This window comes from Geomicrobium sediminis (assembly GCF_016908595.1).
Classification (GTDB): domain Bacteria; phylum Bacillota; class Bacilli; order Bacillales; family Marinococcaceae; genus Geomicrobium_A; species Geomicrobium_A sediminis.
In genome coordinates this window covers 245,409-270,274 of record NZ_JAFBEC010000004.1, presented here as the reverse complement: position 1 = coordinate 270,274, position 24,866 = coordinate 245,409, and the positions used below count along the sequence as shown (strand labels likewise).

Genomic DNA, 24,866 nt, shown 5'->3' with positions numbered 1-24,866 from the left:
ATTCTCATAGTCAATGGCTATTTTGTGGACATTAAAAAAGCCTCTCCTAAGGAAGAGGCTTCGCTTTAAAAAACGACCGTTTTATTGCCATGCACGATAATACGGTCTTCATTATGCCATTTCACAGCACGTACGAGCACGCTTCGTTCAACGATGCGTCCGTTCTTCTTTAAGTCTTCCACTTGATCACGATGATTCACCCGTTTAATGTCTTGTTCAATAATCGGTCCTTCATCAAGATCGTTCGTTACGTAATGGCTCGTTGCACCGATTAATTTCACGCCCCGTTCAAAGGCACGATCATATGGCTTTGCGCCGACGAATGCCGGTAAGAACGAGTGATGAATGTTGATGATGTTCTGATTAAAGCTTGAGACGAAGTTCGGCGTTAGAATTTGCATGTAGCGTGCAAGGACGACAAAGTCGATGTTGTACTCATCTAATAGTTGCAATTGCTGTTGTTCAGCTTGTGCACGATTTTCTTTACTCGCCGGAATGTGCACAAATGGGATACCGAAGCTTTCAACGTACTCTTTTGCATCCGAGTGATTACTAATGACGAGCGGGATCTCAGCAACAAGATCGCCATTCTCCCATTCTAAAAGCAATTCTCGTAAACAATGCAACTCTTTCGATACGAAAATTGCCGCACGCTTCAATTCACTAACGAAGAACAACTTCCACTCCATCTGAAAGTTTGTCGCAATCGCTTTAAAGTCACGCTCTAATTGTGCTTTTCGATCTTGAAGCCCAGGACATTCAAACTCTATTCTCATAAAGAATTTGCCGCCTTCTGGGTTTGTTGAATATTGGCTAGAGTCGATAATGTTCGCTTCATGGTCGGTTAGGAATTCAGATACGGCTGCTACAATACCTGGACGGTCTTCACACGTAATGAGAATCCTTCCACGGTTTTTCGTATTCTCTTTGTACTTTTCTTGTTTCTTCACGATATTGTTGATCAATGGTACGACTCCCTTTTGTCTATAGTTCAGATTCCACTAGTATATACAAAATTGGAGTGAATCGGAAGTTTTTACGTTTGTACTGATTTTTTCTCATCTTCTAAAAGAATCGCTTGTACGACAAACGTAAAGAAACTAACGACGACAAACACACCGCCGATAATATAAGCGGCAAGTGTAAACCCTTCGTTTAAGTTAAATGGCGATTCAAAGTAGAGCCACATCCCAAACGTTAACAAGAATGAGCCCGCAATTGCACTTACGACGTGAATGCGTGACAGCCATTTTTGTTTCGGGCGATATACTTTGTAAAAAACACTCCAAGCAAATAAGCTAAGCCAGCCGAGTACGAGTACGTGTGCATGAATCGGTCGTAAGCTAAGTGACCCGGCCCCTGCCATATGCGCTCCCATCCCTGCTCCGTATAGTCCGAATAAAGCAGAAGCAATTAATAACACTTTCCAGTATGACATCTTCTCTTCCTCCTTTACGATAAGCGTATCGAGGTTTTATGAACAGAAGATGAACGATGATTTCATGAAGTAACAAGCTCTTTTAACAATGTGATAACAATCTCTTCCCTCGCATATACCGGTCCTTTTGTGATTGTATAAAAATTCCGCTTTAAATTAAGTTCTTCCAATGACAATTCAACGAGTAGCCCGTTTTTAAGATCACGATCAATGACCGCTCGTGATAACAATGAAATGCCTAGACCACTCATAACCGCTTCTTTTACCCCTTGGTTGCTCCCAATCGTTGTCATCGTCTGCGTTGATAATTGATGCCGCTCAAAAAATGCATTCAAATAATCTCTTGTTCCTGAACCTTCCTCACGAATCACCCAGGCACGATTTTGCAAATCAGCGACAGTAATTTGTGCAATGGAAGCTAACGGATCGTTTGGCGAAGCCGTTAAGCACATTTCATCTTCACTTAGTTGTTCAATGGTTAACCCCTCTGAGCTAATTTCTCCTTCAATAAAGCCAAAGTCGATGTGTTGGTTCATAAGCGCTCGTTTAATTTCATCCGTATTCGCAATCACAACGTCAAAAAACAAGTTCGGATGTTGCAAACGAATGGTCTGTAATAGTGGTGGCAATACGTACTCACCAATCGAATAACTCGCTCCGATCGTTAAGAGTCCACGAACTTCTGTTTGTAGTTCGTGAAGCATCAACGTCGTTTCTTCCGCTAAATCATACAATTGTTTCACACGCTCATAAAGGATATTGCCCGCTTTCGTTAACTCCACGTGGCGTTTTCCTCGTATAAATAACGTTGTCTTTAATTCTTCTTCTAGTTTTTTAATCGTTAAACTTACGTTTGGCTGTGTTCGATTGAGCGTGATTGCTGCTTTTGTAAATTGTCGTTCTTTAGCAACTGTAAAAAAGACGTTCATCCGTTCATCAATGATCACGAATTGCTCAACTCCCTTATCATTAATTAAATTTATGGTAATGATAATAAATATGTATTTTATTAATACTATTACATTACGTAAAGTAAATTCCAAGGAGGCACGCTTCAATGAACCTACTACCAGGAATCTTACTTACACTATTCATTATAATCGTAGCAAAACTCCTGACCGTTCTTCCCTTGTTCACAACACTTGGACCTCTTGTTCTTGCAATCATCATCGGCATGATCATAAAACAATCGATTGGTACACCTGCCAATGCAGAACATGGCATTCTTTTTAGTACAAAAACACTGTTGCGTGTAGGAATTGTTTTACTTGGCTTACGACTACAATTTAATGACTTATTCTCAATGGGTGTTGATTTACTGTTGTATGCAGCCGCAACAGTAATTTTCGGAATTGGACTGGTCGTACTCATTGGACACTTGTTTCGCTCTTCACCAACACCAACGTTTTTAATTGGCGCAGGGACTGGGATTTGCGGTGCATCTGCTGTAGCCGCTGTCGGTACACAACTCCGTGTGAAGCAACAAGACATCGCAATCGCTGTCGCAGTGATTTCAATTACGGGTACATTGTTTACCCTGATCTTTACGGTTATGTATCCTTATCTACAATGGACCGATGAACAATTTGGGTTGTTTGTTGGTGGTGTATTGCATGAGATTGGTCATGTAACGGCAGCAAGTAGTGTAGCGAGTGACGTCGCAATGGATGCTGCTTTACTCATTAAGTTAACACGTGTGTTATTACTCGTTCCGGTCGTCATCATTATCGCTTTCGTTTATAAACAAAAGGACTCAAACGCTTCATCAACCCCTCTCCCCTTTCCGTGGTTTATTATCGGGTTTCTTTTAATGAGTGTTCTCGTCACATACGGCAACCTTCCAGAAGGAATTGTGAACCCACTCGTCCAGCTCGCCTATGTTTTCATTGGCATGGCGATGGCAGGTCTCGGTTTACAAATTAAGCTTTCCGCAATCGATCCGCGTAGTTTCACTTTGCTGTTGATCTGTATTCTGGCCTCGTTGTTGTTAAGTGGATTTGGAATGCTGTACGTCACTTGGTTTTTATAAACAAAAGCAGATGTCGAACGAAAATTGTTCGACGTCTGCTTTTTAATGATGTTCCGTTTGCCAATTAAACGCAATTCGTTGGTCGTTCCAAGCAATCCGCTTTTCATCCGGGTTATCTTTATCGTATGAATGGGTCGTTAAATAAATAATTGTCGCTGGTTTCTCACCGAGCACTCGATAGCCATGCGCTACGCCTTTAGGGATGAGTAACACGATTGGGTTATTCTCCCCCATATAATAGACATCCGTTTGTTTATACGTTGAAGATGTTCGTCTAATGTCATACAACACGACTTGTGCATTCCCACTCGGAAAAAACCACACATCGTCTTGTTTGTCATGATAATGAAAGGCTTTGATCACGCCTGGATAACTCATCGACAGTGACATTTGTCCAAACTGTGCTAATAGATCTTCATCATCACGAACGAGCTCTGTGAAATAACCCCGATCATCATGATGCTTCAACAACGTCTTTTTCTTCACTCCATCTATCATCACGAGCCTCCTCTAAACCGTACTACAACGAATGTATTCAATCGTCCTCGTACTCATGACCGATTATCTAAACAACAAAAAGACCATTAGCTGCCGCAGTTCTCGCTAATGGTCATATCTTATAGATTTAAATTTCATGTGGGCGTGTCTAGATCACAAAAGCCCTTCCATCTCTTCTGCTGCCACGGCTCCAATGGCCGTCCGCTACGATCTAGATGAAATTTGAATGGGTGACGTTAGTTTGCGAATTTAAGCTTAACAAGCACAAACCTCGCTCGATCTCCATTCTCCATAGTTTAGAAGGGTGAAGTCGATTTGTGATTACCAACAATCACTTAGATACCTAGTATACATAGAGATTTGTCATTTGTCAATAAAGGTCAGGAACACGGTTTTTCAAGTTCGGTACCGATTTGCGAAACGTAGCGACCTCTTCTAAGTCAAGTACGCTATACACGGTCTCTTCTTCGACAGGTGATGCTCTCACGTATTGTGTCCCAAATGGTGAATAGACGAGAGAGTTTCCAGAGTACTCCACGTTGTTATGTTCACCGACGGTGTCACAGGCGACAATATAACATTGATTCTCAATCGCTCGTGCTTTAAGAAGTGTATCCCAATGATCTCTTCTTGCAGCTGGCCATTCTCCAACAACAAAAATGACTTCGGCACCGTTTAATGCAAGTGTTCGAAACACTTCAGGGAAACGTAAGTCATAACAGATGAGAACGCCTGCATTTACGCCGTTCAGAGAAAACGTTGTTGCCTTTTCATTTCCTCCGACAAGATAATCCGGTTCGTTTAGCATCGGCACGAGGTGAATTTTATCATACGTATGAATGATTTTTCCTTTTTCATTGACGACGATGCTTCGATTCACAATCCCTCGATCCGTTTTAACAGCAAACGATCCTGCTACAATCGTTACGTTATACTCCTTTGCAAGTTGTTGAACAAAGGCTTCCGTCGTTCCACCGCTCGTTTCTGCAATCTGCTCAAGCTCATCTAAAGCATAGCCTGTCGTCCACATCTCTGGTAATACAACGACATCTGGTTCGTACTTTTTGTATTCATATTGAAGCCACTCCGACACTTTTGCACGGTTCTCTTCAGGCTTACCTGCAATAACGTCCATTTGATACATCATTACTTTCATTCCAAACACCCTTTAGAAAAGATTTAATGAACCAATTCGCTGCATACCTTTTCGAATGGTCTCCTCGTCATGAACGAGTCCTAATCGGACATACCCTTCTCCGTAAGTTCCGAAACCATTTCCAGGTGCGACACACACGTCTGCTTCAAGGAGAACTTTATCTGCAAACTGTTGAGAGCTCATGCCTTTTGGTACAGGGAACCAAGCAAAAAATGACCCGTCTGGCGCAGTTCCTTCCCAACCAATGTTCTTTGCTTCTTCCATTAATACGTCTCGCCTCTTCAAATACATCTCGCGAAGTCGTTTCACTTCGTCTTGGGAACTCGTTAATGCGGTGGCTGCTGCTTTTTGGACCGCTCCGAACAAACTCACATACAAATGGTCTTGCAACACATTTAACATCTTAATAACAGAACGATTACCAACAGCAAATCCGATGCGCCATCCTGCCATATTGTATGTTTTTGAAAGCGTATAGATTTCAATCCCTACATCTTTGGCACCTTCTGATTGCAAAAAGCTCGGATGCTTTTGATCAGTAAAGCTAAATGCTCCGTATGCAAAATCATGAACAACACAAATGTTGTTCTCCTTTGCTAATTGTACCGTCTCGTCGAAAAACGACGTATCACAAATCGCTCCTGTCGGGTTGTTCGGGTAATTCAAGAACATCACTTTCGCTTTTTCTAGCGTTTCCTTCGTAAGATCATTATAGTTCGGTAAAAATTGATGTTCTTCTTGAAGTGGCATCGGGTGCATCAGAGCGTTTTGAAGTGCCACACCTGACCAATAATCTGGATAACCAGGGTCTGGCACGAGCGCAACGTCTCCTTCATCGAGGAGGCATTGACTCACTTCAACGAGCCCTCCTTTGCCTCCGAATAACACACACACTTCTTCATCGGGATCAAGTGTCACACCGTATTCCCGCTCATAAAATTCACATACTGCCTCTTTATAAAAACGAAACCCTTGGAACGGCGAATAGCGATGCATATTCGGGTCTTCTGCTGCTTCTTTTAATGAATCAACGATATGCTCGGGTGTTTTCGTATCGGGGCTACCTTGTGAGAAGTTAATAATGTCGCGCCCTAAGTTTTTGCGTTCTAATACAGCTTTTTCTTGTTTAGCAAAAAATTGACTCGGTAAACGTTCAATCGCTTTTGAAGCAGAAAACTCTATCATATGAAATCCCACCTGATCGTTACTGTTTTTCTACAAGTTTATCATGAATTGTAAAATAAGATCATTTTATTTCGAATTTTTATGAATTTCGTTATACTGGAATTGTAACTAAAGGAGGTCGTATCGTTTTGAAATTACTCGTCATTGGTGCTGGTGCAGTTGGTGGATACTTTGGAGGTCGTCTCTTTGAAGCCGAAAAAGATGTTACCTTTCTCGTTCGCGAACAAAAGCGTCAGCAATTACAAAAAACTGGGCTTATTATTGAAAGCCCCCACGGAAATATCAACATTCACCCACCGCTGATCACAACAAAAGACAGCGGAAAGTTCGACGTGATTTTACTTACGACGAAAGCGTATCATTTAGAACAAGCCATTCAGGATTTCAAGCCATTTATGCATGACAAAACGATTATCATTCCACTCTTAAATGGGATTGCTCACTTAGAAACACTTGAAAGCTACATACCGAAGAACCAAGTTTTTGGAGGCGTATGCTTCATTGAATCTACGTTAAAAGATGACGGAACGATTGTGCATCACGGTGACATGCATACGATGCTTTATGGCCCAAGAAATGAACAAGCATCACTGTCTACAAATGAAGTAGAACAAATGTTCCAGTCCGACAAATCAACGTTTGCCCTTCGTGAGAACATCGACTCGGACATGTGGCAAAAGTATATGCTCATTACTGTGCTATCTGGAACGACGACACTTTTTGATGCGAACATCGGTCAGATTAAGTCCTCACAAAGTGCAATGAACGTTGCCGAATCATTAATCACTGAAGTAGCAACCGTCATTGAACGCATTGATCCTTCTATGGACAGCGAACGATTACGTAAAAAAGCCCAGAAACAATGGGACAACTTAAACGCTAGCTTTAAAGCGTCCATGCAACGTGACACGGAAAAAGGACTCGCTGTCGAAGCAGATCACATCCCAGGTTACTTATACGTACAAGCGAAAGCTCATCAAATTGACACCCCCTATTTAGAAGTCGTCTATGGCAATCTCCAAGTCTATGAACAGAAACGAAAGGACGGTTCTTTATGATTAATCGTTTAAAGCGAGCAGAAATTGAACAATCACAAACGTGGGATCTTGACTCTTTATTTTCTAATGATGACAATTGGCAACACGCTTATGACGAATTTAGTAAGCAGCTTCCTAAGCTTGATGCGTATGAAGGACAAGTAACAGAGTCAGCAAAAACATTGCTTGAAGTGCTAACCTATCAAGAAAAATTGCAACAACAAATTGTTCCAATTCAATCGTATGCACACTTAAAGAGCGCAGCTGACGGGACCGATCCGAAAAACCAAGAGCTCTCAGGAAAAACATCACGAGTTCACTCCCGCATGCTTCGAGCTTTTGCATTTATTGAGTATGAGATTGCGCAACTCTCAAAAGATGAGCTAGAGCAGTATTTTAATGAAGAGCCGGTATTGCGAGAATACGAGCGCTTTATTACGATGTGCCAGACGAACAAAAATCATTTGCTCTCAAAAGAAACCGAACACGCATTAGCAACACTTTCAGAAACATGGCAAGCACCATACACGATTTACAAACAAAGCAAAGCTGCTGACTTGAACTTCTCTTCGTTTACCGATAGTAAAGGCAACGAATACCCGCTGTCACAAGCATTGTTTGAAGACAAATATGAGCTTTCTAGCGATCCTTCCATTCGTCGAAACGCATTTGCACGATTTTCTGAAGGGTTACGAAACTATAATCATACGTTTGCGAGTACGTTCGCAACTGAAGTGAATCGCCAAGTACAAGAGAGTCAACTGCGCGGGTATTCTTCTGTGCTTGATATGCTTCTTGATGATCAAGAAGTTGACCAAGACACATACCACCGTCAAATCAATACCATTTATGAACAACTAAGTCCTCACATGCAACGCTTTGCTAAGCTTAAGAAACGAATTCTCGGCCTCGATGAAATGACTTTCGCTGACCTAAAAGCACCACTTGACCCGAACTACAATCCTGAAATGTCATTCGATGAAGCGATGGACGTCATTAAAGACGCTTTACAAGTGATGGGAAGCGACTACGTTTCTATGATCGAGAAATCACACGAAGAACGTTGGGTCGACCAAGCAGATAACATCGGGAAGCAGACAGGTGCATTTTGCATGAGTCCGTATGGGTATCACCCATACATTTTATTAACGTGGACGAACATGATGCGCGGGACATTTATTCTTGCTCATGAACTTGGACATGCCGGACACTTTTATCATGCGTATCAAAACCAACGAATCGGCACTTCTCGTCCTTCCAAGTACATGATTGAAGCACCTTCTACAATGAATGAATTGTTGCTTGCTGATCATTTACTCAAGCAAGCGGACTCAAATGAGATGAAACGCTTCGTCATTCTTTCATTACTCGGAACGTATTATCATAACTTTGTAACGCATTTGCTTGAAGCTCATTTCCAACGTGAAGTGTATTTACTCGCTGAAGAAAATGTGATTTTAACGACTTCTAAGTTGAACGAATTGAAACGCGAAACGCTTAAAGGCTTTTGGGGAAATTCTGTGACGTTAAATGACGGTGCAGAACTTACGTGGATGCGTCAACCGCATTATTATATGGGGCTTTATCCGTACACGTACTCTGCAGGTCTTACCGCTTCAACGTATGCATCACAGCGCATTCTTGAAGAAGGTCAACCTGCTGTTGATCGCTGGCTCGACATGATTAACGCAGGCGGTTCCAAACCACCACTCGAGCTTCTGCAAATGGCTGGAGTTGATATGAGCTCTTCAGCACCAATATCTGAAGCAGTCGCTCACGTTGGCTCTCTCATCTCAGAACTTGAACGTTCATTTGATTAACATGCAAAAAGAACCTATTTCTTAGGTTCTTTTCTGTCTTTTTTCTTTGTTTTTTTCTACATTTTCTGTAAAAATACAAGTAACGGAAAGGTGTGACTGTAATGGCAAAGATTTACGTACTTCATGAAAATGATGAATGGACAGAACCGTTAAAAACTGCTCTCAAAGCGCTTCAAGTGCCTTTTGAACTTTGGCATATGGCTGATGGTGCTTTTAACGTGTTAGACACGCCTCCTGAAGGCGTGTATTACAATCGAATGAGCGCCTCTTCACATACACGCGGTCATCGTTATGCACCCGAATATACATCTGCTGTGTTGCACTGGTTAGAAAGCCATAACCGCATCGTATATAACGGCACACAGGCGTTACAATTTGAACTGAACAAAGCCATGCAATACGCACACTTAGAAAAGAACAACATCCAAGTTCCAAAAACGTACGTTGCGATGAGCAAAGAAGACATCATCAAGAGTGCAAAGAAAATGAATGGTCCTTTTATTACGAAACATAACCGAGCAGGTAAAGGGCTTGGTGTACGGTTGTTTTATTCAATTGAAGGACTTGTTGAGTATTTAGACAATGAATTTGAACCTTCGATTGATGGCATTACGTTGATTCAACAATACATCGAAAGCAAATCGAAAACGATTACCCGCTCTGAATTTATTGATGGTAAATTTCTTTATGCTGTTGAAGTCGATACATCTGAAGGCTTTGAGCTTTGTCCTGCTGATGCGTGCTCGATTGCGATTGATTCTTGCCCTACGACTGAAACGCCAAAGGAAAAATTCCGGATCTTATCTGAATTTAATCCATCGTTAATTCAACAATATGAAGCATTTTTGCGTGACGCACGCATACAATTTGCAGGGATTGAATCGATCCAAGACGAAGATGGGAATACGTATACGTATGACATTAATACGAACACAAACTACAATAGCGATGCAGAACAAAAAGTGAATCAATTCGGCATGCAAGAAATTGCACGATCACTAAAAAATCGTTTAGAACAAGAATTCCCCCAAGCAATTACGGGTACATTAACAGAAAAAAGTGGTGATTAGATTTGGCAAAAACATATAACAATCGAACAGACGTTCCAGATCATGAAAAGTGGGACTTAACCGATCTTTACAAAGATGAATCTGCGTGGCAAGAAGATGTGAAACAATCGTATGAACTTGCTGACAAACTTCAAACGTTTAACGGGAAAATCGATGATAGCACTTCTCTTCTACAGTACTTAAAAACACAAGAAGAATTGAGCTTAATCGTACGTAAAGTGTTTGCATATGCGATGTTTCGTCAAGATATTGACACGAGAGATTCTAAAGCGCAAAAACTTAACGGGCAAACCGCTCAATTGAGTGTCAAAATCAGTGAATCAACCGCGTTTTTTATGCCGTTCTTATTGAGCTTAGATAAGAAAACGTTAGAGCAATACATTCAAGAAGAAGCTGAGCTTGCTTATTTTGAAGATAGCTTATGGAAATCATTCCGCGAAAAAGAGCATGTGCTATCAAAAGAACAAGAACAACTACTCTCACAACTGCACGAAACGTTCCAAGCCCCATCAAACACGTACAATATGTTCAACAACGCCGACATTTCATTTGGTGATGTTACCGATGAAGATGGAAATCAAGTGCAATTAACTCGGGGAATGTATTCGAAGCTTATTGAAGACGAGGATCGTTCCAAACGTCAAGAAGCATACAAAGCGTACTATAAGCCTTATGTTGAGATGAACAATACAATTGCGACGAACTACGCATCCGAAGTGAAGACAAACGCTGCACTTGCAAAGGTTCGCAACTACTCTTCCGCTTTAGGAGAAGCATTATTTAGTGACGATATCCCTGTAGAAGTGTATGACAATTTATTGCAATCAGCCAAAGACAACAGCAAACCGCTTCACGATTACGCTAAACTTCGCAAAGAACGACTTGGAGTGGATGAACTTCGCCAATACGATTTAAATGTGCCAATCGTACAAGGCGTTAAAGCTGAGATCCCTTACGATGAAGCGTATGACACGATGCTAAAAGCGTTAAAACCGCTCGGTGAAGACTATGTGGCTCAATTAGAGCTGTTTCGAGATAAACGTTACATCGACGTTCGTGAAACGAAAGCTAAACGTTCAGGTGCATACAACATGGGCGTTTATGGGGTTCACCCGTTTGTTCTTCTAAATCATCATGACGACTTGAACAGTTTGTTCACGCTCGTCCATGAGATGGGTCATGCCCTTCATAGCCATTACTCAAGTAAAGAACAGCCACAAATCACGGCAAACTACAAAATCTTCGTTGCTGAGGTCGCATCAACGGTGAACGAAGTGCTTCTCATTCAATATTTACTCAAAAATACAGAAGATGAACGAATGAGAGCGTATTTACTCAATCATTTCATTGAACAGTTTAGAGGAACGTTCTTTACACAAGTCATGTTCGCGGACTTCGAGAAGCAAACTCATGAACGTGCTGAGAGCGGTGAACCACTCGATGCAGAGTCTTTAAATGAGCTTTATGAAGGATTATTCCGTACGTACTTCGGTGAAGAACTCGTCTTTGATGATGAAGTGAAATACGGTTGGTCTCGTATTCCTCACTTTTATCGTGCGTTTTATGTGTATCAATATGCGACAGGGTTCGTATCTGCGATTGACATTGCCATGCGCATCTTAGATGGTGACAAGGAAACACTCGACAATTATTTAACGTTCCTCGCAAGCGGTAGCAAAAAGGACCCGCTCGAATTGTTAAACGAGACAGGGGTCGATTTAACGACTAGCGCCCCAGTTGAAAATGCGATGAAAATGTTTAAAGAAACGGTTGAGGAATTACGAGCAATGGACGTCTAAACGAACGAAACGACCGATACACAATGTATCGGTCGTTTGTTATTAATCAGCAACGCCTAATGCAATTTTTGCGTAACGAGACATCTTGTCTTTCGTCCACGGTGGGTTCCAGACGATACTCACTTCAACACTGCCAATTTCTTTGTTTTCTTGAAGATCGCTAAGCGCATTCTTCACTTCTGACTGAATCATGCCAGCTAGCGGACAACCCATTGATGTGAGTGTCATGACAACGGTTGTGTTCATTTCATCATCAAGCTGAATGTCATAAACGAGTCCTAAATTAACAATATCAACACCAAGTTCTGGGTCGATCACATTTTCCAATTCTGCAAATACACGTTCTCTTGTTTCTTCTAATAGTGCTTCATCTGCCACTTTCGTCACCTCTTTAATCAACAATCATTCTACTATCATCATACTTGAAAATGAAATAGAACTCAAACTTCTACGCTACAATTTGGAGTGAATGACTCATGTTACCTAGAACGTTCTATGAACGACCAACGCTCGACGTTGCACCAGAATTAATCGGTAAAGTTCTTACGATCATCCACGACGATGGCACACACCTTAAAGGTCGCATCGTTGAAGTCGAAGCGTACATTGGACCCGATGACCGAGCAAGTCATACGTACGGTGGTAAACAAACCGTACGTAATCAATCCATGTTCAAACAGGGTGGCACCGCCTATGTGTACATCATTTACGGCTTACACCATTGTATGAACGTCGTCACGCGAGGCATCGGTAAACCTGAAGGCGTACTTCTTCGAGCCGTCGAACCACTCGAAGGAATCGAGACGATGAGTATGCGACGCTACGGCAAACCAATTGAAGACCTCACGAGACGTGAACGATTAAATCTTACGAACGGACCCGGAAAGTTCGGGCAAGCTTTTGGGATTTCCCGTGACGGAATGGACGGGCATGATTTTTGTTCTTCTACCCTTTTCCTTGAAGACGGAGAACGAGGCACTGTTTTACGTTCAAAACGAATTGGCATCCCAAATAGCGGCGAAGCAAAAGATTATTTATGGCGTTTTTATGAGGCAGATAACCCGTATGTCTCCAAACATCCTAAAGAGACTGAATAAACCGCTCCAAACGATCACACGCTTCTTTTAAGTTGTCCATACTGTATGCGTACGACAAGCGCACATAGCCTTCTCCGTAATCAGAGAATGCCGTCCCAGGTACGACAGCAAGTTTTTCTTGTTCAAGCAATGTAACGGCAAAGTCAAACGATGTTAACCCTGTTCTCTCAATCGATGGGAACAAATAAAAAGCGCCCTTCGGTAACGTATAAGAGATCCCCATGGAATCCAAACGTTCCATCACATAATTTCGTCTCACGACGTACGCATCTTTCATGGCGTTTGCATCATCTTTTCCATTCGTCAGTGCAGCAAGTGCGGCATATTGAGAAATCGATGTTGGACACGAAACGTTGTATTGATGGACTTTTAGTGCGTGTTGAATCAATGACTCAGGTCCGAATAAAAATCCAATCCGCCAACCTGTCATGCTGTGTGATTTGGAAACACCATTAATCACGAACGTGCGTTCTCTCATCTCTTCAACGGTTGCAATCGAGCGATGATTACCTTCATAGACGAGCTCACTATAAATCTCATCACTAATGATAAACACATTCGGATGTTCTCTTAAGACGTCAACAATCTCTTGTAATTCCGCTTCTTCAAGCACGACCCCCGTTGGATTTGAAGGATACGGTAAAATGACCGCTTTCGTTTTGCTCGTAATTGCTTCTCGTAACGCGTTCGCTGTAAGTGTAAAGTTCGTTTCTCTCGTATCAACGAATACGGGTTTTCCACCCTTTAACGTAATGAGTGGCTCATACGCTGGATAGACAGGAGCGGGAATAATGACTTCATCCTCTGATGAAATGAGTGTTCGAACCGCAAGATCGAGCGCTTGACTTGCTCCCACAGTCGTAATCACTTCGCTTTTAGCGTTGTAGCTCAACCTGTATTTCTCTTTCACAAAGTTAGCCGCTGCAATTCTGAGCGGTTCAATGCCTTGATTCGGTGTATACGTCGTTGCACCTTCTTCAATCGCTTTAATGGCACTTTGCTTTACGTGATCAGGTGTTGGAAAGTCTGGCTGACCGAGTGTTAATTGGACGGCACCTTCAACTGTACTCACTCGGTTAAAAAATTGACGGATGCCGGACGTCTTTATGGCTTTCACTTGTTCATCGATTAAAAGTTCGTTATGATTCACGTTTATCATCCTTTTGCAAATGGTTCGTTTAGAAAACATTGTCGCATACTCTTTCGATTTTTTGTACAATGAATAATTGAGGTGATTAGATGGCACGTCCTGATGAACGAGTACTCATGAATGTTGACGGGTATCAATTTAAAAAAGCTAAAAAAGCAAATCACGTCTTTGTGACAACGCCTGAAGGTGTGAATGTGACGCTTGATGCTAAGGTGCTTCAACAATTTATTGCGTCACTTGAGAGCGATGAAAACACGAAAAAACAATTTGGGCTTTAGTCGCCCAGATTGTTTTTTCATAAAAACACGTTAAAAATGAACTCGTTATGGGTAAGTTATAGGATATGCCATTCTACTACACTTTACATTTTGAAGGGAGGAAGCGTAAGGGTGACTCGCTCATCTTTACGAACTCAATGGCAAACCACTATACATACGAGACGAAAAGACCGAACATCGTTTTTGCAATCTCCGCTGTTCTCGTAGCGTCATTCGTACTCTGGGGTGCACTTAGTCCAGGTTCCCTTGAAACCGCTGCGAATACAGCACTAGACTTTATGATTGAGACGTTCGGTTGGTATTACATGATTATTACCGCTATTTTCGTAGCATTATCATTATTCTTAGTAGTAAGCCCTTTCGGTAAAATCCGCTTAGGAAAATCAGATGATCGTCCGGAATACAACTATCCGACGTGGGTCGGGATGATCTTCGCCGCTGGAATCGGCGTCGGTTTCGTTTTCTGGGGCGTTGCCGAACCAGTCCTCTATTTTGACGATCCACCTGACAACATCGCTCCGGGTACTGAACAATCTGCTATTGTTGGCCTTCGTTACGGCGTCTTTCACTGGTCACTTCACGTATGGGCAATTTTCGGCTTAGTCGGACTCGTGCTTGCATACGTTCAATTTAGAAAGAATCAGCCTGCACTCATTAGTTCCGCGTTTTCCACACTTTTTGGGAAACAAATGCAAGGTTGGGCAGGGAAAAGCATCGACATCTTTGCTGTTATTGCAACCGCTATGGGTGTCGCAACAACATTTGGACTTAGCGCATTGCAAATGTCGGGAGGACTTTCCTACATATCTCCTCTCGAAAACAACTTCTTAACACAATTTACAATCATCGCTATTGTTACCGTGTTATTTATGGTTTCAGCTGCTACAGGGGTTAACCGAGGCATTAAGTATTTGAGTAATGTGAACCTAGTCTTGGCATCGATCTTATTGTTATTTGTTATCTTTGTAGGACCAACGCTGTTTATTGCTGACAACTTCGTTCAAGTGCTCGGTGGCTATATCGCTAACATTATTCCGATGAGTTTACAAATGACTCCGTACTCAGATAGCGATTGGCTAGGAAACAATACAATTTTCTTCTGGGCTTGGCACATGTCTTGGGCGCCATTTATCGGACTTTTTATCGCACGAATTTCAAGAGGTCGTACCGTTAGAGAATTTATGATGGGCGTACTTCTTCTACCTTCTCTCGTTGGTGTGATTTGGTTTACAGCGTTTGGTAGTACAGGACTACACCAAGAAATCTTTGGGGGAACGGGCATTTCTTCGATCGTTGCAGAAAGCCCCGAAGTTGCATTGTTCGATATGTTATCGAACATGCCACTCGCATTTATTTCAAGCATTCTTGCGTTTATCCTCATCGGGATTTTCTTTATCACCTCTGCCGACTCGGCTTCTTATGTACTAGGCGTTATGACGAGTCAAGGTGGATTAAAGCCGATGATTTCAATCAAGTTCATCTGGGGAGTTCTTATTGCAGGTACTGCAAGTGTTCTTCTCCTCACTGGAGGACTTGAAGGGTTACAAACCGCCGCCATCGTGTCCGCATTGCCGTTTAGTTTCATAATGCTCGGTATGCTAGCTTGTATGCTCATCTTAATGACACGAGATTTAAAAGAAATTCGAGAACAAGCGAAAGAAACAGAACGAAATGAAATAAAACAAGACTTACGCGATGAGCTCTATGATGACTTGAAAGAAGAAGTATATGAAGAAATTCGTAACGACATCTCTGAAACGAAAAACGATTCACGAGTCGATGAAAGCGACACGGATGATCACAATCCGAAAAAAGAATAAATCGTTAAAAAGAACATTAGCCACTTGCGGCTGATGTTCTTTTCTTTACTTATGGCTGTTATACTCGGTTTGACTCCAACATGAAAGGAGCTACTCTTATGAGTTCATGCTTTGCAGTTATTGATCTGCCCTTTAGTCTTACGCTAAAAAACTAAAAAAACAAGACCAAGGAGAATAGATCATGTTATTTCAAGAAAAATTAATTCAAGACGTTACAAACACTTGCCAAGTCGATGGTTCAATCGCCGCTGCGATGATGTATGGCTCATTTACGAAAGGCGAAGGCGATACGCATTCAGATGTGGAATTTTATATCTTCGTTAAAAATCATTGTATGGACGCGTTCGATGCACATGAGTGGGTGATGAACCTTTTCACAACAGACCTGATTTTTGATAACGAATACGGTACGTTGGTAGCGATCTTTAGCAACCTCGTGCGTGGAGAGTTTCACTTTCTCCCGCAATCTGAAATGAATGTAATCGAATCATTTAAGCAGACTGGTTCATTTCCAAAAGCCGATCAGATGTTTATTTACGATGATACCGACCAATTGTATGAGCGATTAGAAGACTTAAGCGGTGACGGACCGAATTGGAAAACAAACGAACACGTAAATGATGCTTTTAACAACTTTGTTAACCTATGGATCTTTGGAGTAAACGTGTTGAAACGAGGAGAACACGCCCGCTCGCTCGACATTCTTTCACGTATCCAAAACGAAGTATTGAAACTATTACGGATTAAAGAAAATACTGTTGAGCGTTGGATAAACGCAACAAAAAACCTTGAGCATGATTTAAGTGAACATTCCTACGAGAACTACAGACGAACGACCGCCTTACTTGATCGCGAATCTTTAGTTAACGCCTACGGTCATGCTCTTCTTCTCGTTGAGAGCCTTCATGCTGACTTAGTAAGAAACTATGATCTTCATTTGCATGAACACACGCTCATGAAAATGCACACCCATCTAAATGATTGACATATAACGCAAAAGGATAGGAAAAGCAGTTCAACCTGCTCTCCTATCCTTTTTTGATCGCGGTTTAGTATGGATCGGATGACTGTCCCATTTCACGAGACTTTTCTACACCTTCGTCGTGTTTGTCTTTCGTACTCGCGATATGGTTTTTGATGCCTTCTTCAAGACGTTTCCCATATTCTGGATCTGCCTCAGTACAATGCTTGATCATCGTTTGTTGAATCGATTCATGCGCATCAGCAAGTGCTCCCGAAAGGTTCAAAATAAGATCTTCCCGCTCCCAATCGTTAAATCGTCTCCACGTTTCCCCTGCTTGACCGAAGTTGTTCGGACGATCAATCGACTCACGCACAAGCTTTCCGCTAATCTCTGGTTCATGGAATTTACGATTCGTACGATCGGCTTCTTTTAAGCTTCCTAATAGCGACGGTTCATAGTTAATATGTGGATCATGACTCGGTGGCGTGTCTACGTGATAGGCCATTTGTCCGTCTCGTTGATTCGTTGCCACTCGTTTCTTCGGTGCATTAATTGGTAATTGCAAATAGTTCGCGCCAACACGATAACGCTGTGTATCTGAATACGAAAACGTACGACCTTGTAGCATCTTGTCATCTGAGAAATCCAATCCGTCTACTAAGACCCCTGTCCCAAACGCTGCTTGTTCAACTTCCGCGAAATAGTTTTGCGGGTTTTTGTTCAACGTCATTTTACCGACTTTGTACCACGGGAACTCATCACGATACCACAATTTCGTATCATCTAACGGATCAAAGTCTAACTCTTTATGTTCTCCGTCTTCCATAATCTGAACGTGCAACTCCCATTCTGGGTAGTTGCCATCTTCTATGGCTTTATATAAATCTTCCGTTGCATGATTAAAATTTTGTGATTGAATGTCATCGGCTTCTTTTTGCGATAAGTTTTGAATGCCTTGTAGTGGCTCCCAATGATACTTTACGAGTACTGCTTTGCCTTCTGCGTTGACCCATTTGTAAGTGTTCACACCAGAGCCTTGCATTTGACGGTAATTTGCGGGAATGCCCCATGGTGAGAACAAAAATGTAATCATATGTGTTGATTCTGGGCTTGAAGCGATAAAATCAAAAAATCGCTCCATATCTTGGACGTTCGTTAACGGATCCGGTTTAAATGCATGCACCATATCTGGGAACTTGATTGCATCACGAATAAAGAATATTTTTAAGTTATTTCCAACTAGGTCCCAATTTCCATCTTCTGTATAGAATTTTACAGCAAACCCACGAGGGTCACGGAGCGTTTCTGGAGAATGTGTGCCGTGAATGACCGTTGAAAACCTGACAAAAACCGGTGTTTTTGCTTCTGTATTCGTAAACACTTTCGCTCTCGTATAGTTTGAAATCGGCTCGTCGCCAATTTTCCCGTAAGATTCAAAGTATCCGTGCGCACCTGCGCCACGCCCGTGAACGACTCGTTCTGGAATACGCTCACGATCAAAATGACTCATCTTCTCAAGAAAATCATAATTCTCAAGCGTCGACGGTCCTCGATTGCCAACCGTACGAATGTTCTGGTTGTCTTTCACCGGTTGTCCCTGACGGTTCGTTAGCGTCTCTTCTGTCTCATTTTCGGCCATGCGCTTGTCATTCGCATCCCCGGCTCCATCAGCATTTGTTCCAAAGCCTCGTTGTGTATGTTTTTCTTCGTCCATTTGTTAAGCCCCTTTCTAATCACGGTTATGATTAGCATGACCAAATGGTAGACTCCTATTCATCCACAACGTGTAAAGGACCTTCCCATACAGCAGCTTTCATGTTGACGTGGTCGTCGTCTTTAAACGGTACACCTTCAGCGATTAATCGCTCTTTTTGTATACCAACGCCACCAAACACCTCACTGGCAGCAAGTGAACCGTCCCGATAAATGACGCGATGAGCCGGAATCAGTAGATCTGTCGGTACATCTCGCAAAGCCCATCCGACCGCTCTTGCACCTCTAGGCTTGCCTAGCCACCTTGCAATCAGACCATACGTCGCAACTTTCCCTTCAGGAATTTCTGCAGTGACTGTATACACTCGTTCGTAAAAGTTCGATTTCATGCGATCACCTCTTTTGTTCATGATTTTCTTCGAATAGAAAAGCTTTCCTTTTCACACAATACGATCAAAACTTTGAAAGAAAGGCGTGTCTATATGAGTGTACGATTACGTCGTCGTTATAAGCAAAATAAACAACCTGCCACAAACGTGCACGACCACATATCTCCTCACGCCATGAACAACTTTCATCAAATTATGAAAAGAACGGGTGAAAGTGATGATATTCTTCATCGCTCCTTTACATTTCCGACAACCAACACAAAAGCGACACTCATTTATGTCGATGGGACCGTTGACAGTCAAGCAGTTGAAAAGATTTTAAGTCGAGCAAAGTTCTATTCAAGTAAGAACGATGAAAGTTATCAATCTTACTTTAACGAAGTGGGGACAACAAAGCTTCATACTTCGATTCCAGGCATCCTTCCAGAACTTTTATCCGGTCACGTCGTTATTTTCATTGACGGTGAGACTAGTGCATACAGCGTGTCTCTTTTAAAAATGTCAGAACGTACGATTACAGAACCGTTAACTGAAACGGTTATTCGGGGACCTCGTGAAGGCTTTATTGAAAGTCTTCGCGTGAACACGTCACTCGTTCGACGTCGGCTAGCTGATGAGAAATTACGTTTTGAACCAAGAACAATCGGGTCACGAACGAAAACAAAAATTAACATCGCCTACATAGAAGGGATTGCCGATGAAAGTTTACTAACGGAACTACGTCAACGGTTGGACCGGATCGAAACCGACTCCATTCTTGAGGATGGAAACATTGAAGAATTAATTCAAGATGCTACGTATACACCGTTTCCGACCGTCTACTCTTCGGAACGACCAGATACGGTTACGTCTCATTTACTTGAAGGAAAAACGGCAATCTTCGTGGATGGGTCACCGTTTGTCTTGATCGTACCCGCACTTTTTGTACAGTTTTTTCACAATGCTGAAGACCATACCCAACGAGCAGACATCGCTTCACTCGTTCGACTGTTACGATTCGGCGCTGCCTTTATCGCCTTACTTGCTCCTTCTCTTTATATTGCCATTACGACGTTTCACCAAGAATTAATTCCAACGAGATTGCTCGGTAACCTTGCCGCTCAAAGTGAAGGAACGCCGTTTCCTACCTTTATTGAAGCCGTCCTTATGGAAATCACCTTTGAGATTTTACGAGAAGCCGGAATTCGAATGCCTCAACCGGTCGGACAGGCCGTTTCAATCGTTGGGGCAATTGTAATCGGACAAGCTGCTGTACAAGCGGGAATCTTCTCTGCAGCGGTCGTAATCGTTGTCTCACTTACCGCAATCGCAAGTTTCGTCTTTCCGAGCTATAGCATGGCAAGTCCGTTTCGGATTTTGCGATTTGGTTTTATGGGGCTTGCGGCATCCTTTGGATTGTTAGGGATCTCCGTCGGTTTTACAGCGATGTTGCTTCATTTATCAAGCTTAAAGTCATTTGGTATTCCCTACATGTCTGATCTATCGCCATTCGTGTATTCCGATCAAAAAGATGCACTCATCCGGTTGCCAAAATGGATGATGAAAGAGCGCCCTAAAACGACGGATCACCAAGACGTTGAACGGCAACACACACGAAAACCGAGCCCTGATCGTTAGGAGTGAAAAGAGAATGCTTATGAAACGACTTTCTTCTGGCTTGCTCGTTATACTGAGCGTTTTACTCCTTTCAGGTTGCTGGGACCGATGGGAGTTGAACGAACTTTCCATTATAACGGGAATGGCCATCGACAAATCTGACGAAAATTATGAATTGACGATGCAATCGATTAACCCTGCTGAAATTGCCTCCCAAGAAATTGGAAATGGTTACGCTCAGTCGTTTAATACAACTGAAATTGCCCCAACGATTCACGAATCGTTGCGTAAACATGTGAACAAAAGCCCGAGACGTGCGTTCATTTCTCATTTGCAAGTGCTCGTCATTAGTGAGGAAGTCGCTCGCGAAGGGATTACGAACATTCTTGATTTCTTTTACCGGGATCATGAAGTACGTTCTGACTTTTTTGTATTAGTTGCAAAAGACGACCAAAGAGCAAAAGAAATTATGGGCATCGTAACACCTCTTGAGAATGTCCCCTCACAAAATATGTTCGATTCTCTACAATATGGCGCCCGCTCGTACGGAGGGACTCGCATTGTCACCCTTGATGACTTGTATCAAGACGCGACAGCACCAGGAATCGAACCGAGCTTAATGGGTGTAACCGTCGTCGGAGATTTAGAAGAAGGTCAAGAGCGTTCAAACGCAGAGAAGAATACTCCATCAACGACATTACTTATGGAAGGTCTTGCGATCTTCCGTAACAACGCTCTCGTCGGTTGGCTAAATCAAGACCAAAGCAAAGGCCTTAACTATATTACTGGTGATATAAGAGACAGTGTTGGTAGTTTCACTTGTCCGAACAGTCAAGAAGACGAGTTTGCACTTGAAAGCTTTAAAGAGCGAACGAAATACGACGTTCGAATCGTAAATCATAAGCCAATCATTGACTTGACCGTTGATATCGGTGCACATATTTCAGAAGTGAATTGTAAAGATCTTGATTTATCGAAAGAAGAGAACTTTTACCTCATTCAAGAACAAGCAGAACAAGAATTTGTCGCTACATTACAAGAGACTGTAAAAGAAGCAAAGGCTCATCAAGCGGATATCGTCGGATTCGGTCAAATGATTCACCGCAAGCACCCAACAGTATGGGAGCAACTTGAAGATAACTGGGCTGAAGAGTTTCCTAACGTTGAAGTGACGTATGAAGTAAACATTAACATCACAGATACAGGCAACATTATCAATTCATTTTCCGAGGATGATTAAGTAGATGGTGATTGGAAACGTCTTAGCTGTTGTGTTCACAAGCTTCATGATTTGGATCACACAACGGCACACACTAAAACAGAACAACAACAAAAAACTAACTGTCCTTTTCTTTAGTTTTTTATCCGCCGCTACCATTCTCGGTTTACTCATCGCCTTGGACGTTAACATTCCGAGCTTCGCCACTGCGAGTACCAAATTCGTAAAACAACTGAGAGGACTATAAGGCTATGATGCATCAACATGTTTCAACACCGGGTTTATTTGCCCTTACGATGTATAGCACGTGTAGTACATCACTGCTTAGTTTGCCACTCATCCTCGGAACGATGGTACAACAAGACGCGTGGATGATTCCGCTTATCGCGGGGAGTGCGGGCTACTTGTTTGTATTGCTCATCTGCAAACTCGGGTTGTTATACCCGAACAAAAACCTATTTGACATGACAATCACAGCCTTCGGTACAGCATGCGGGCAGGTGTGCAATGCTTTACTCGTGTTGCTCGCCATCCTTACGTTATTTACGGTGATGAATTACTCTGCGGGCTTTATCAGCAGTCATATTCTCGTGTCGACGCCAAACGAATGGATCCTTGCCATTTCAATGACCGTCGTCATTTACGGTGTCTTTTTAGGGACAGAAACGTACAGTATGTTCGCGATCTTATCAACACCCTTTTTTTTCTTACCTTATGTGTTGTTAATTGCGCTTAAGATGCCTGAAGCAGACGGTAGCTTGCTCTTACCGATGTTGCAACAACCAATCACAGATTATGTTAGTGCGTTTTTGTTTTACTTTTCTATAACAGCAATTAACGCAGTCTTTTTATTGACGTTCTTTCCACAAATGGCAGGCGACAAGAAAAAAGCGGTACAAGTCATAAAATTAGGCTATATTTTCGGCAATGTTATTTTATTTATCATGACATTTCTTTGCACGAGCGTTTTAGGACCACATTATATGAGTACTTCCTACTACCCTGCATTCGTTTTGGCTCAGCGTATTGCGCTCGGTGGATTTGTCGAACGTGTTGAAGTGTTAATTACTGTCATTTGGTTTATAACAATTTACTTTAAAATTACGGTGTATTTAACAGCGATCATTTACGGCGTTGGCAGACTTTCAAATTTAGAGACATACAAACCTTTATCACTACCGATCGGCATGTTGATGGTCATGTTAACCGTGCTCGCTTTCTCAAATACTGCAGAGGATTTATTTTATTATCGTTACATCGTTTCAACACTTTCCCTCATGATTGGGATTACAATCCCTTCCGCACTTCTGATCACAACGATCATCAAGAAAAAAAGACACGCGTCCAAAGGAGGCGTCGCTAAATGAGAACAATTGCACAAGTTTCTCCACGTTCATATGGATTTCTCGTTTTCTATGCGACGTGTAGTACGGCTCTTCTTGGACTTTCAACATCACTCACATCGTTTTTGCATCAAGATGCTTGGATTATACCAGTTGTTGCTAGTTTACTTGGCGCAGGTGTGGTATTTCTCTATACAGTACTCGCCCGCTGGTATCCAATCTCCACGATCTATGAAATGAACGACCAGATTTTTGGCAAACCCATCGGAACCGTTTTCTCGTTACTCTTTCTATCATTGCCTGTTTTTCATTTTCCGGCAATTACATCGTATTCAGTTACGTTTATTCAAAACTATACGTTACCTTCAACACCTTTTATCGTTATCGCAGCAATTGGCATTGGCATTATCGCTTTTGGTATTTTTTCTGGTATTGAGCCGATCGCTAGAACTGCAGAGCTTTGTTTCGTCTTTTTCATTGTCCCGCTACTGTTTCTCATCTTTACGACATCACCGTTAATTGATATCGGCTTTTTACAGCCGTATTTCACCTCTTCTATGTTTGACATGACGGAAGCATTTTCAATCTTTCTCGGAAACGTTATCTCGAATGTTGTGATTCAATTAACTGTCTTTCCGAAATACCTCGCAAAGAAAAAAGCTGGAGAACGAGCCCTTTGGACGGGCTATGCCCTCGGTTGTTTGACGCTTACTATCATAACCTTCTTATGTATTGCAGTGCTGTCCCCTGAACTTGTTGCGGTTGATCATTACCCAGCATTCACACTCGCTCAAGAAATTAACGCTGCCGGTTTTCTTCAACGTGTCGAAGCGACAATTACCGTCGTCTGGTTTATTTGCATCTATTTCAACTTAGTATTGTATTTCCACTGCATCATCATCGCTTTGAAGCATTTTTTAAAATTAACAAGTGTGCGCACACTCATTCCAGCCATTGCGTTACTACTCGTTTATTTAGCCGATTATTATTTCAACAATATCGCTGAAGAACGAAGCTTCTATCAATATGTAAGTGTTCCTCATTCTATTACTGTGGGTACACTGTTACCCATCCTGATGGTTACGGTCGGAATTATAAAGAGAAAGAAACATCAAGCGCCGTTATATCCTGCTTACCCTGACGAAGCAACCGTATACAAACTCCACCACTCGAAAGAGACAAAATCCTCGAAGCAAATCTGATTGGCATGTTTGTCCCTCTTTAGCGATATGTATAAGTATAGAAGCTAAAAGGGGGAGGGCTCT

The 24,866-nt window shown here is 42.2% G+C and carries 24 protein-coding genes; 14 read left to right on the top strand and 10 right to left on the bottom strand.

Annotated features, from left to right (window positions below):
• Positions 1-65: 65 nt before the first annotated feature.
• From purU to JOD17_RS08890, 3 genes are all read right to left on the bottom strand, one after another.
• The gene (gene purU, locus JOD17_RS08900; protein WP_239575356.1) at positions 66-965 is read right to left on the bottom strand and encodes a formyltetrahydrofolate deformylase; all 900 of its coding nucleotides are present in this window, start codon (positions 963-965) and stop codon (positions 66-68) included.
• 71 nt (positions 966-1,036) lie between these two features.
• The gene (locus JOD17_RS08895; protein WP_204697089.1) at positions 1,037-1,438 is read right to left on the bottom strand and encodes a hypothetical protein; all 402 of its coding nucleotides are present in this window, start codon (positions 1,436-1,438) and stop codon (positions 1,037-1,039) included.
• Between the two features lie 62 nt (positions 1,439-1,500).
• The gene (locus JOD17_RS08890) at positions 1,501-2,385 is read right to left on the bottom strand and encodes a LysR substrate-binding domain-containing protein (protein WP_204697087.1); all 885 of its coding nucleotides are present in this window, start codon (positions 2,383-2,385) and stop codon (positions 1,501-1,503) included.
• A 110-nt stretch (positions 2,386-2,495) separates the two neighbouring features.
• On the opposite strand from JOD17_RS08890, the gene JOD17_RS08885 reads away from it, so the two are divergent.
• Positions 2,496-3,467: a YeiH family protein gene (locus JOD17_RS08885; RefSeq protein ID WP_204697086.1), complete on the top strand. Its 972-nt coding sequence runs from the start codon at positions 2,496-2,498 to the stop codon at positions 3,465-3,467.
• 42 nt (positions 3,468-3,509) lie between these two features.
• On the opposite strand, the gene JOD17_RS08880 is transcribed toward JOD17_RS08885, so the two are convergent.
• From JOD17_RS08880 to JOD17_RS08870, 3 genes are all read right to left on the bottom strand, one after another.
• Positions 3,510-3,965, bottom strand: coding sequence for a dTDP-4-dehydrorhamnose 3,5-epimerase family protein (locus JOD17_RS08880; RefSeq protein ID WP_042418933.1), 456 nt, complete (start codon positions 3,963-3,965; stop codon positions 3,510-3,512).
• 370 nt (positions 3,966-4,335) lie between these two features.
• The gene (locus JOD17_RS08875) at positions 4,336-5,121 is read right to left on the bottom strand and encodes a carbon-nitrogen family hydrolase (RefSeq protein WP_204697085.1); all 786 of its coding nucleotides are present in this window, start codon (positions 5,119-5,121) and stop codon (positions 4,336-4,338) included.
• A 12-nt stretch (positions 5,122-5,133) separates the two neighbouring features.
• Positions 5,134-6,306: a pyridoxal phosphate-dependent aminotransferase gene (locus JOD17_RS08870; protein WP_239575354.1), complete on the bottom strand. Its 1,173-nt coding sequence runs from the start codon at positions 6,304-6,306 to the stop codon at positions 5,134-5,136.
• A gap of 128 nt (positions 6,307-6,434) precedes the next feature.
• Here JOD17_RS08870 and JOD17_RS08865 point away from each other — a divergent pair, with 128 nt between their 5' ends.
• The 4 genes from JOD17_RS08865 (at position 6,435) to pepF (JOD17_RS08850) (ending at position 12,032) form a co-directional block, all read left to right on the top strand.
• Positions 6,435-7,364, top strand: coding sequence for a ketopantoate reductase family protein (locus JOD17_RS08865; protein WP_204697084.1), 930 nt, complete (start codon positions 6,435-6,437; stop codon positions 7,362-7,364).
• Positions 7,361-9,163 (top strand): oligoendopeptidase F, encoded by a 1,803-nt coding sequence (pepF, locus tag JOD17_RS08860; protein ID WP_204697083.1) that lies wholly within the window; start codon positions 7,361-7,363, stop codon positions 9,161-9,163. Before JOD17_RS08865 ends, pepF (JOD17_RS08860) begins: the two co-directional genes overlap by 4 nt.
• A gap of 101 nt (positions 9,164-9,264) precedes the next feature.
• Complete coding sequence (locus JOD17_RS08855) at positions 9,265-10,233, top strand: ATP-grasp domain-containing protein (protein WP_204697082.1); 969 nt, start codon at positions 9,265-9,267, stop codon at positions 10,231-10,233.
• 2 nt (positions 10,234-10,235) lie between these two features.
• The gene (gene pepF, locus JOD17_RS08850; protein WP_204697081.1) at positions 10,236-12,032 is read left to right on the top strand and encodes an oligoendopeptidase F; all 1,797 of its coding nucleotides are present in this window, start codon (positions 10,236-10,238) and stop codon (positions 12,030-12,032) included.
• 42 nt (positions 12,033-12,074) lie between these two features.
• Here the strand turns inward: pepF (JOD17_RS08850) and JOD17_RS08845 are convergent, their stop codons facing one another.
• Entirely contained in the window at positions 12,075-12,410 is a 336-nt protein-coding gene (locus JOD17_RS08845) for a metal-sulfur cluster assembly factor (protein WP_042418919.1), read from the bottom strand.
• Between the two features lie 98 nt (positions 12,411-12,508).
• On the opposite strand from JOD17_RS08845, the gene JOD17_RS08840 reads away from it, so the two are divergent.
• A complete protein-coding gene (locus tag JOD17_RS08840) occupies positions 12,509-13,129 on the top strand; it encodes a DNA-3-methyladenine glycosylase (RefSeq protein ID WP_204697080.1) in 621 nt (206 codons plus the stop codon).
• Here JOD17_RS08840 and JOD17_RS08835 read toward each other — a convergent pair.
• Positions 13,113-14,288 carry an aminotransferase A gene (locus JOD17_RS08835; RefSeq protein ID WP_204697182.1) on the bottom strand — a complete coding sequence of 392 codons (1,176 nt, stop codon included), beginning with the start codon at positions 14,286-14,288 and terminating at the stop codon, positions 13,113-13,115. The genes JOD17_RS08840 and JOD17_RS08835 overlap by 17 nt on opposite strands.
• Before the next feature lie 80 nt (positions 14,289-14,368).
• On the opposite strand from JOD17_RS08835, the gene JOD17_RS08830 reads away from it, so the two are divergent.
• From JOD17_RS08830 to JOD17_RS08820, 3 genes are all read left to right on the top strand, one after another.
• A complete protein-coding gene (locus tag JOD17_RS08830; protein ID WP_042360396.1) occupies positions 14,369-14,557 on the top strand; it encodes a hypothetical protein in 189 nt (62 codons plus the stop codon).
• 65 nt (positions 14,558-14,622) lie between these two features.
• Positions 14,623-16,377: a BCCT family transporter gene (locus JOD17_RS08825; protein WP_239575352.1), complete on the top strand. Its 1,755-nt coding sequence runs from the start codon at positions 14,623-14,625 to the stop codon at positions 16,375-16,377.
• 181 nt (positions 16,378-16,558) lie between these two features.
• Positions 16,559-17,362, top strand: coding sequence for a nucleotidyltransferase (locus tag JOD17_RS08820; RefSeq protein WP_204697079.1), 804 nt, complete (start codon positions 16,559-16,561; stop codon positions 17,360-17,362).
• Between the two features lie 64 nt (positions 17,363-17,426).
• Here JOD17_RS08820 and JOD17_RS08815 read toward each other — a convergent pair whose 3' ends face one another.
• Both JOD17_RS08815 and JOD17_RS08810 read right to left on the bottom strand, forming a co-directional pair.
• Complete coding sequence (locus tag JOD17_RS08815) at positions 17,427-19,055, bottom strand: catalase (protein WP_204697077.1); 1,629 nt, start codon at positions 19,053-19,055, stop codon at positions 17,427-17,429.
• Positions 19,056-19,110: 55 nt separating this feature from the next.
• A complete protein-coding gene (locus JOD17_RS08810) occupies positions 19,111-19,443 on the bottom strand; it encodes an MGMT family protein (RefSeq protein ID WP_204697075.1) in 333 nt (110 codons plus the stop codon).
• A gap of 93 nt (positions 19,444-19,536) precedes the next feature.
• On the opposite strand from JOD17_RS08810, the gene JOD17_RS08805 reads away from it, so the two are divergent.
• Genes JOD17_RS08805 through JOD17_RS08785 form a run of 5 tightly spaced genes read left to right on the top strand, consistent with a single transcriptional unit; the run spans position 19,537 to position 24,803 of the window.
• Positions 19,537-21,060, top strand: coding sequence for a spore germination protein (locus JOD17_RS08805; protein ID WP_204697073.1), 1,524 nt, complete (start codon positions 19,537-19,539; stop codon positions 21,058-21,060).
• 13 nt (positions 21,061-21,073) lie between these two features.
• Complete coding sequence (locus tag JOD17_RS08800; protein ID WP_204697071.1) at positions 21,074-22,279, top strand: Ger(x)C family spore germination protein; 1,206 nt, start codon at positions 21,074-21,076, stop codon at positions 22,277-22,279.
• A gap of 4 nt (positions 22,280-22,283) precedes the next feature.
• Positions 22,284-22,505 carry a hypothetical protein gene (locus JOD17_RS08795; protein ID WP_204697070.1) on the top strand — a complete coding sequence of 74 codons (222 nt, stop codon included), beginning with the start codon at positions 22,284-22,286 and terminating at the stop codon, positions 22,503-22,505.
• Between the two features lie 4 nt (positions 22,506-22,509).
• Positions 22,510-23,625, top strand: a complete 1,116-nt coding sequence (locus tag JOD17_RS08790; protein WP_204697069.1) for a GerAB/ArcD/ProY family transporter — start codon at positions 22,510-22,512, stop codon at positions 23,623-23,625.
• Positions 23,622-24,803 (top strand): GerAB/ArcD/ProY family transporter, encoded by a 1,182-nt coding sequence (locus JOD17_RS08785; RefSeq protein WP_204697068.1) that lies wholly within the window; start codon positions 23,622-23,624, stop codon positions 24,801-24,803. Before JOD17_RS08790 ends, JOD17_RS08785 begins: the two co-directional genes overlap by 4 nt.
• Positions 24,804-24,866: the final 63 nt, after the last annotated feature.

Bases quoted from the DNA above. Each gene is read 5' to 3' on its own strand.
- JOD17_RS08830 (WP_042360396.1), top strand. From the start codon at position 14,369: ATGGCACGTCCTGATGAACGAGTACTCATGAATGTTGACGGGTATCAA.
- JOD17_RS08880 (WP_042418933.1), bottom strand. From the start codon at position 3,965: ATGATAGATGGAGTGAAGAAAAAGACGTTGTTGAAGCATCATGATGAT.
- JOD17_RS08875 (WP_204697085.1), bottom strand. From the start codon at position 5,121: ATGAAAGTAATGATGTATCAAATGGACGTTATTGCAGGTAAGCCTGAA.
- JOD17_RS08885 (WP_204697086.1), top strand. From the start codon at position 2,496: ATGAACCTACTACCAGGAATCTTACTTACACTATTCATTATAATCGTA.
- JOD17_RS08795 (WP_204697070.1), top strand. From the start codon at position 22,284: ATGGTGATTGGAAACGTCTTAGCTGTTGTGTTCACAAGCTTCATGATT.
- JOD17_RS08785 (WP_204697068.1), top strand. From the start codon at position 23,622: ATGAGAACAATTGCACAAGTTTCTCCACGTTCATATGGATTTCTCGTT.
- JOD17_RS08855 (WP_204697082.1), top strand. From the start codon at position 9,265: ATGGCAAAGATTTACGTACTTCATGAAAATGATGAATGGACAGAACCG.
- JOD17_RS08870 (WP_239575354.1), bottom strand. From the start codon at position 6,306: ATGATAGAGTTTTCTGCTTCAAAAGCGATTGAACGTTTACCGAGTCAA.
- JOD17_RS08835 (WP_204697182.1), bottom strand. From the start codon at position 14,288: ATGATAAACGTGAATCATAACGAACTTTTAATCGATGAACAAGTGAAA.
- pepF (WP_204697083.1), top strand. From the start codon at position 7,361: ATGATTAATCGTTTAAAGCGAGCAGAAATTGAACAATCACAAACGTGG.
- JOD17_RS08895 (WP_204697089.1), bottom strand. From the start codon at position 1,438: ATGTCATACTGGAAAGTGTTATTAATTGCTTCTGCTTTATTCGGACTA.
- JOD17_RS08825 (WP_239575352.1), top strand. From the start codon at position 14,623: ATGCCATTCTACTACACTTTACATTTTGAAGGGAGGAAGCGTAAGGGT.
- JOD17_RS08805 (WP_204697073.1), top strand. From the start codon at position 19,537: ATGAGTGTACGATTACGTCGTCGTTATAAGCAAAATAAACAACCTGCC.
- JOD17_RS08840 (WP_204697080.1), top strand. From the start codon at position 12,509: ATGTTACCTAGAACGTTCTATGAACGACCAACGCTCGACGTTGCACCA.
- JOD17_RS08815 (WP_204697077.1), bottom strand. From the start codon at position 19,055: ATGGACGAAGAAAAACATACACAACGAGGCTTTGGAACAAATGCTGAT.
- JOD17_RS08800 (WP_204697071.1), top strand. From the start codon at position 21,074: ATGCTTATGAAACGACTTTCTTCTGGCTTGCTCGTTATACTGAGCGTT.
- JOD17_RS08790 (WP_204697069.1), top strand. From the start codon at position 22,510: ATGATGCATCAACATGTTTCAACACCGGGTTTATTTGCCCTTACGATG.
- JOD17_RS08810 (WP_204697075.1), bottom strand. From the start codon at position 19,443: ATGAAATCGAACTTTTACGAACGAGTGTATACAGTCACTGCAGAAATT.
- JOD17_RS08820 (WP_204697079.1), top strand. From the start codon at position 16,559: ATGTTATTTCAAGAAAAATTAATTCAAGACGTTACAAACACTTGCCAA.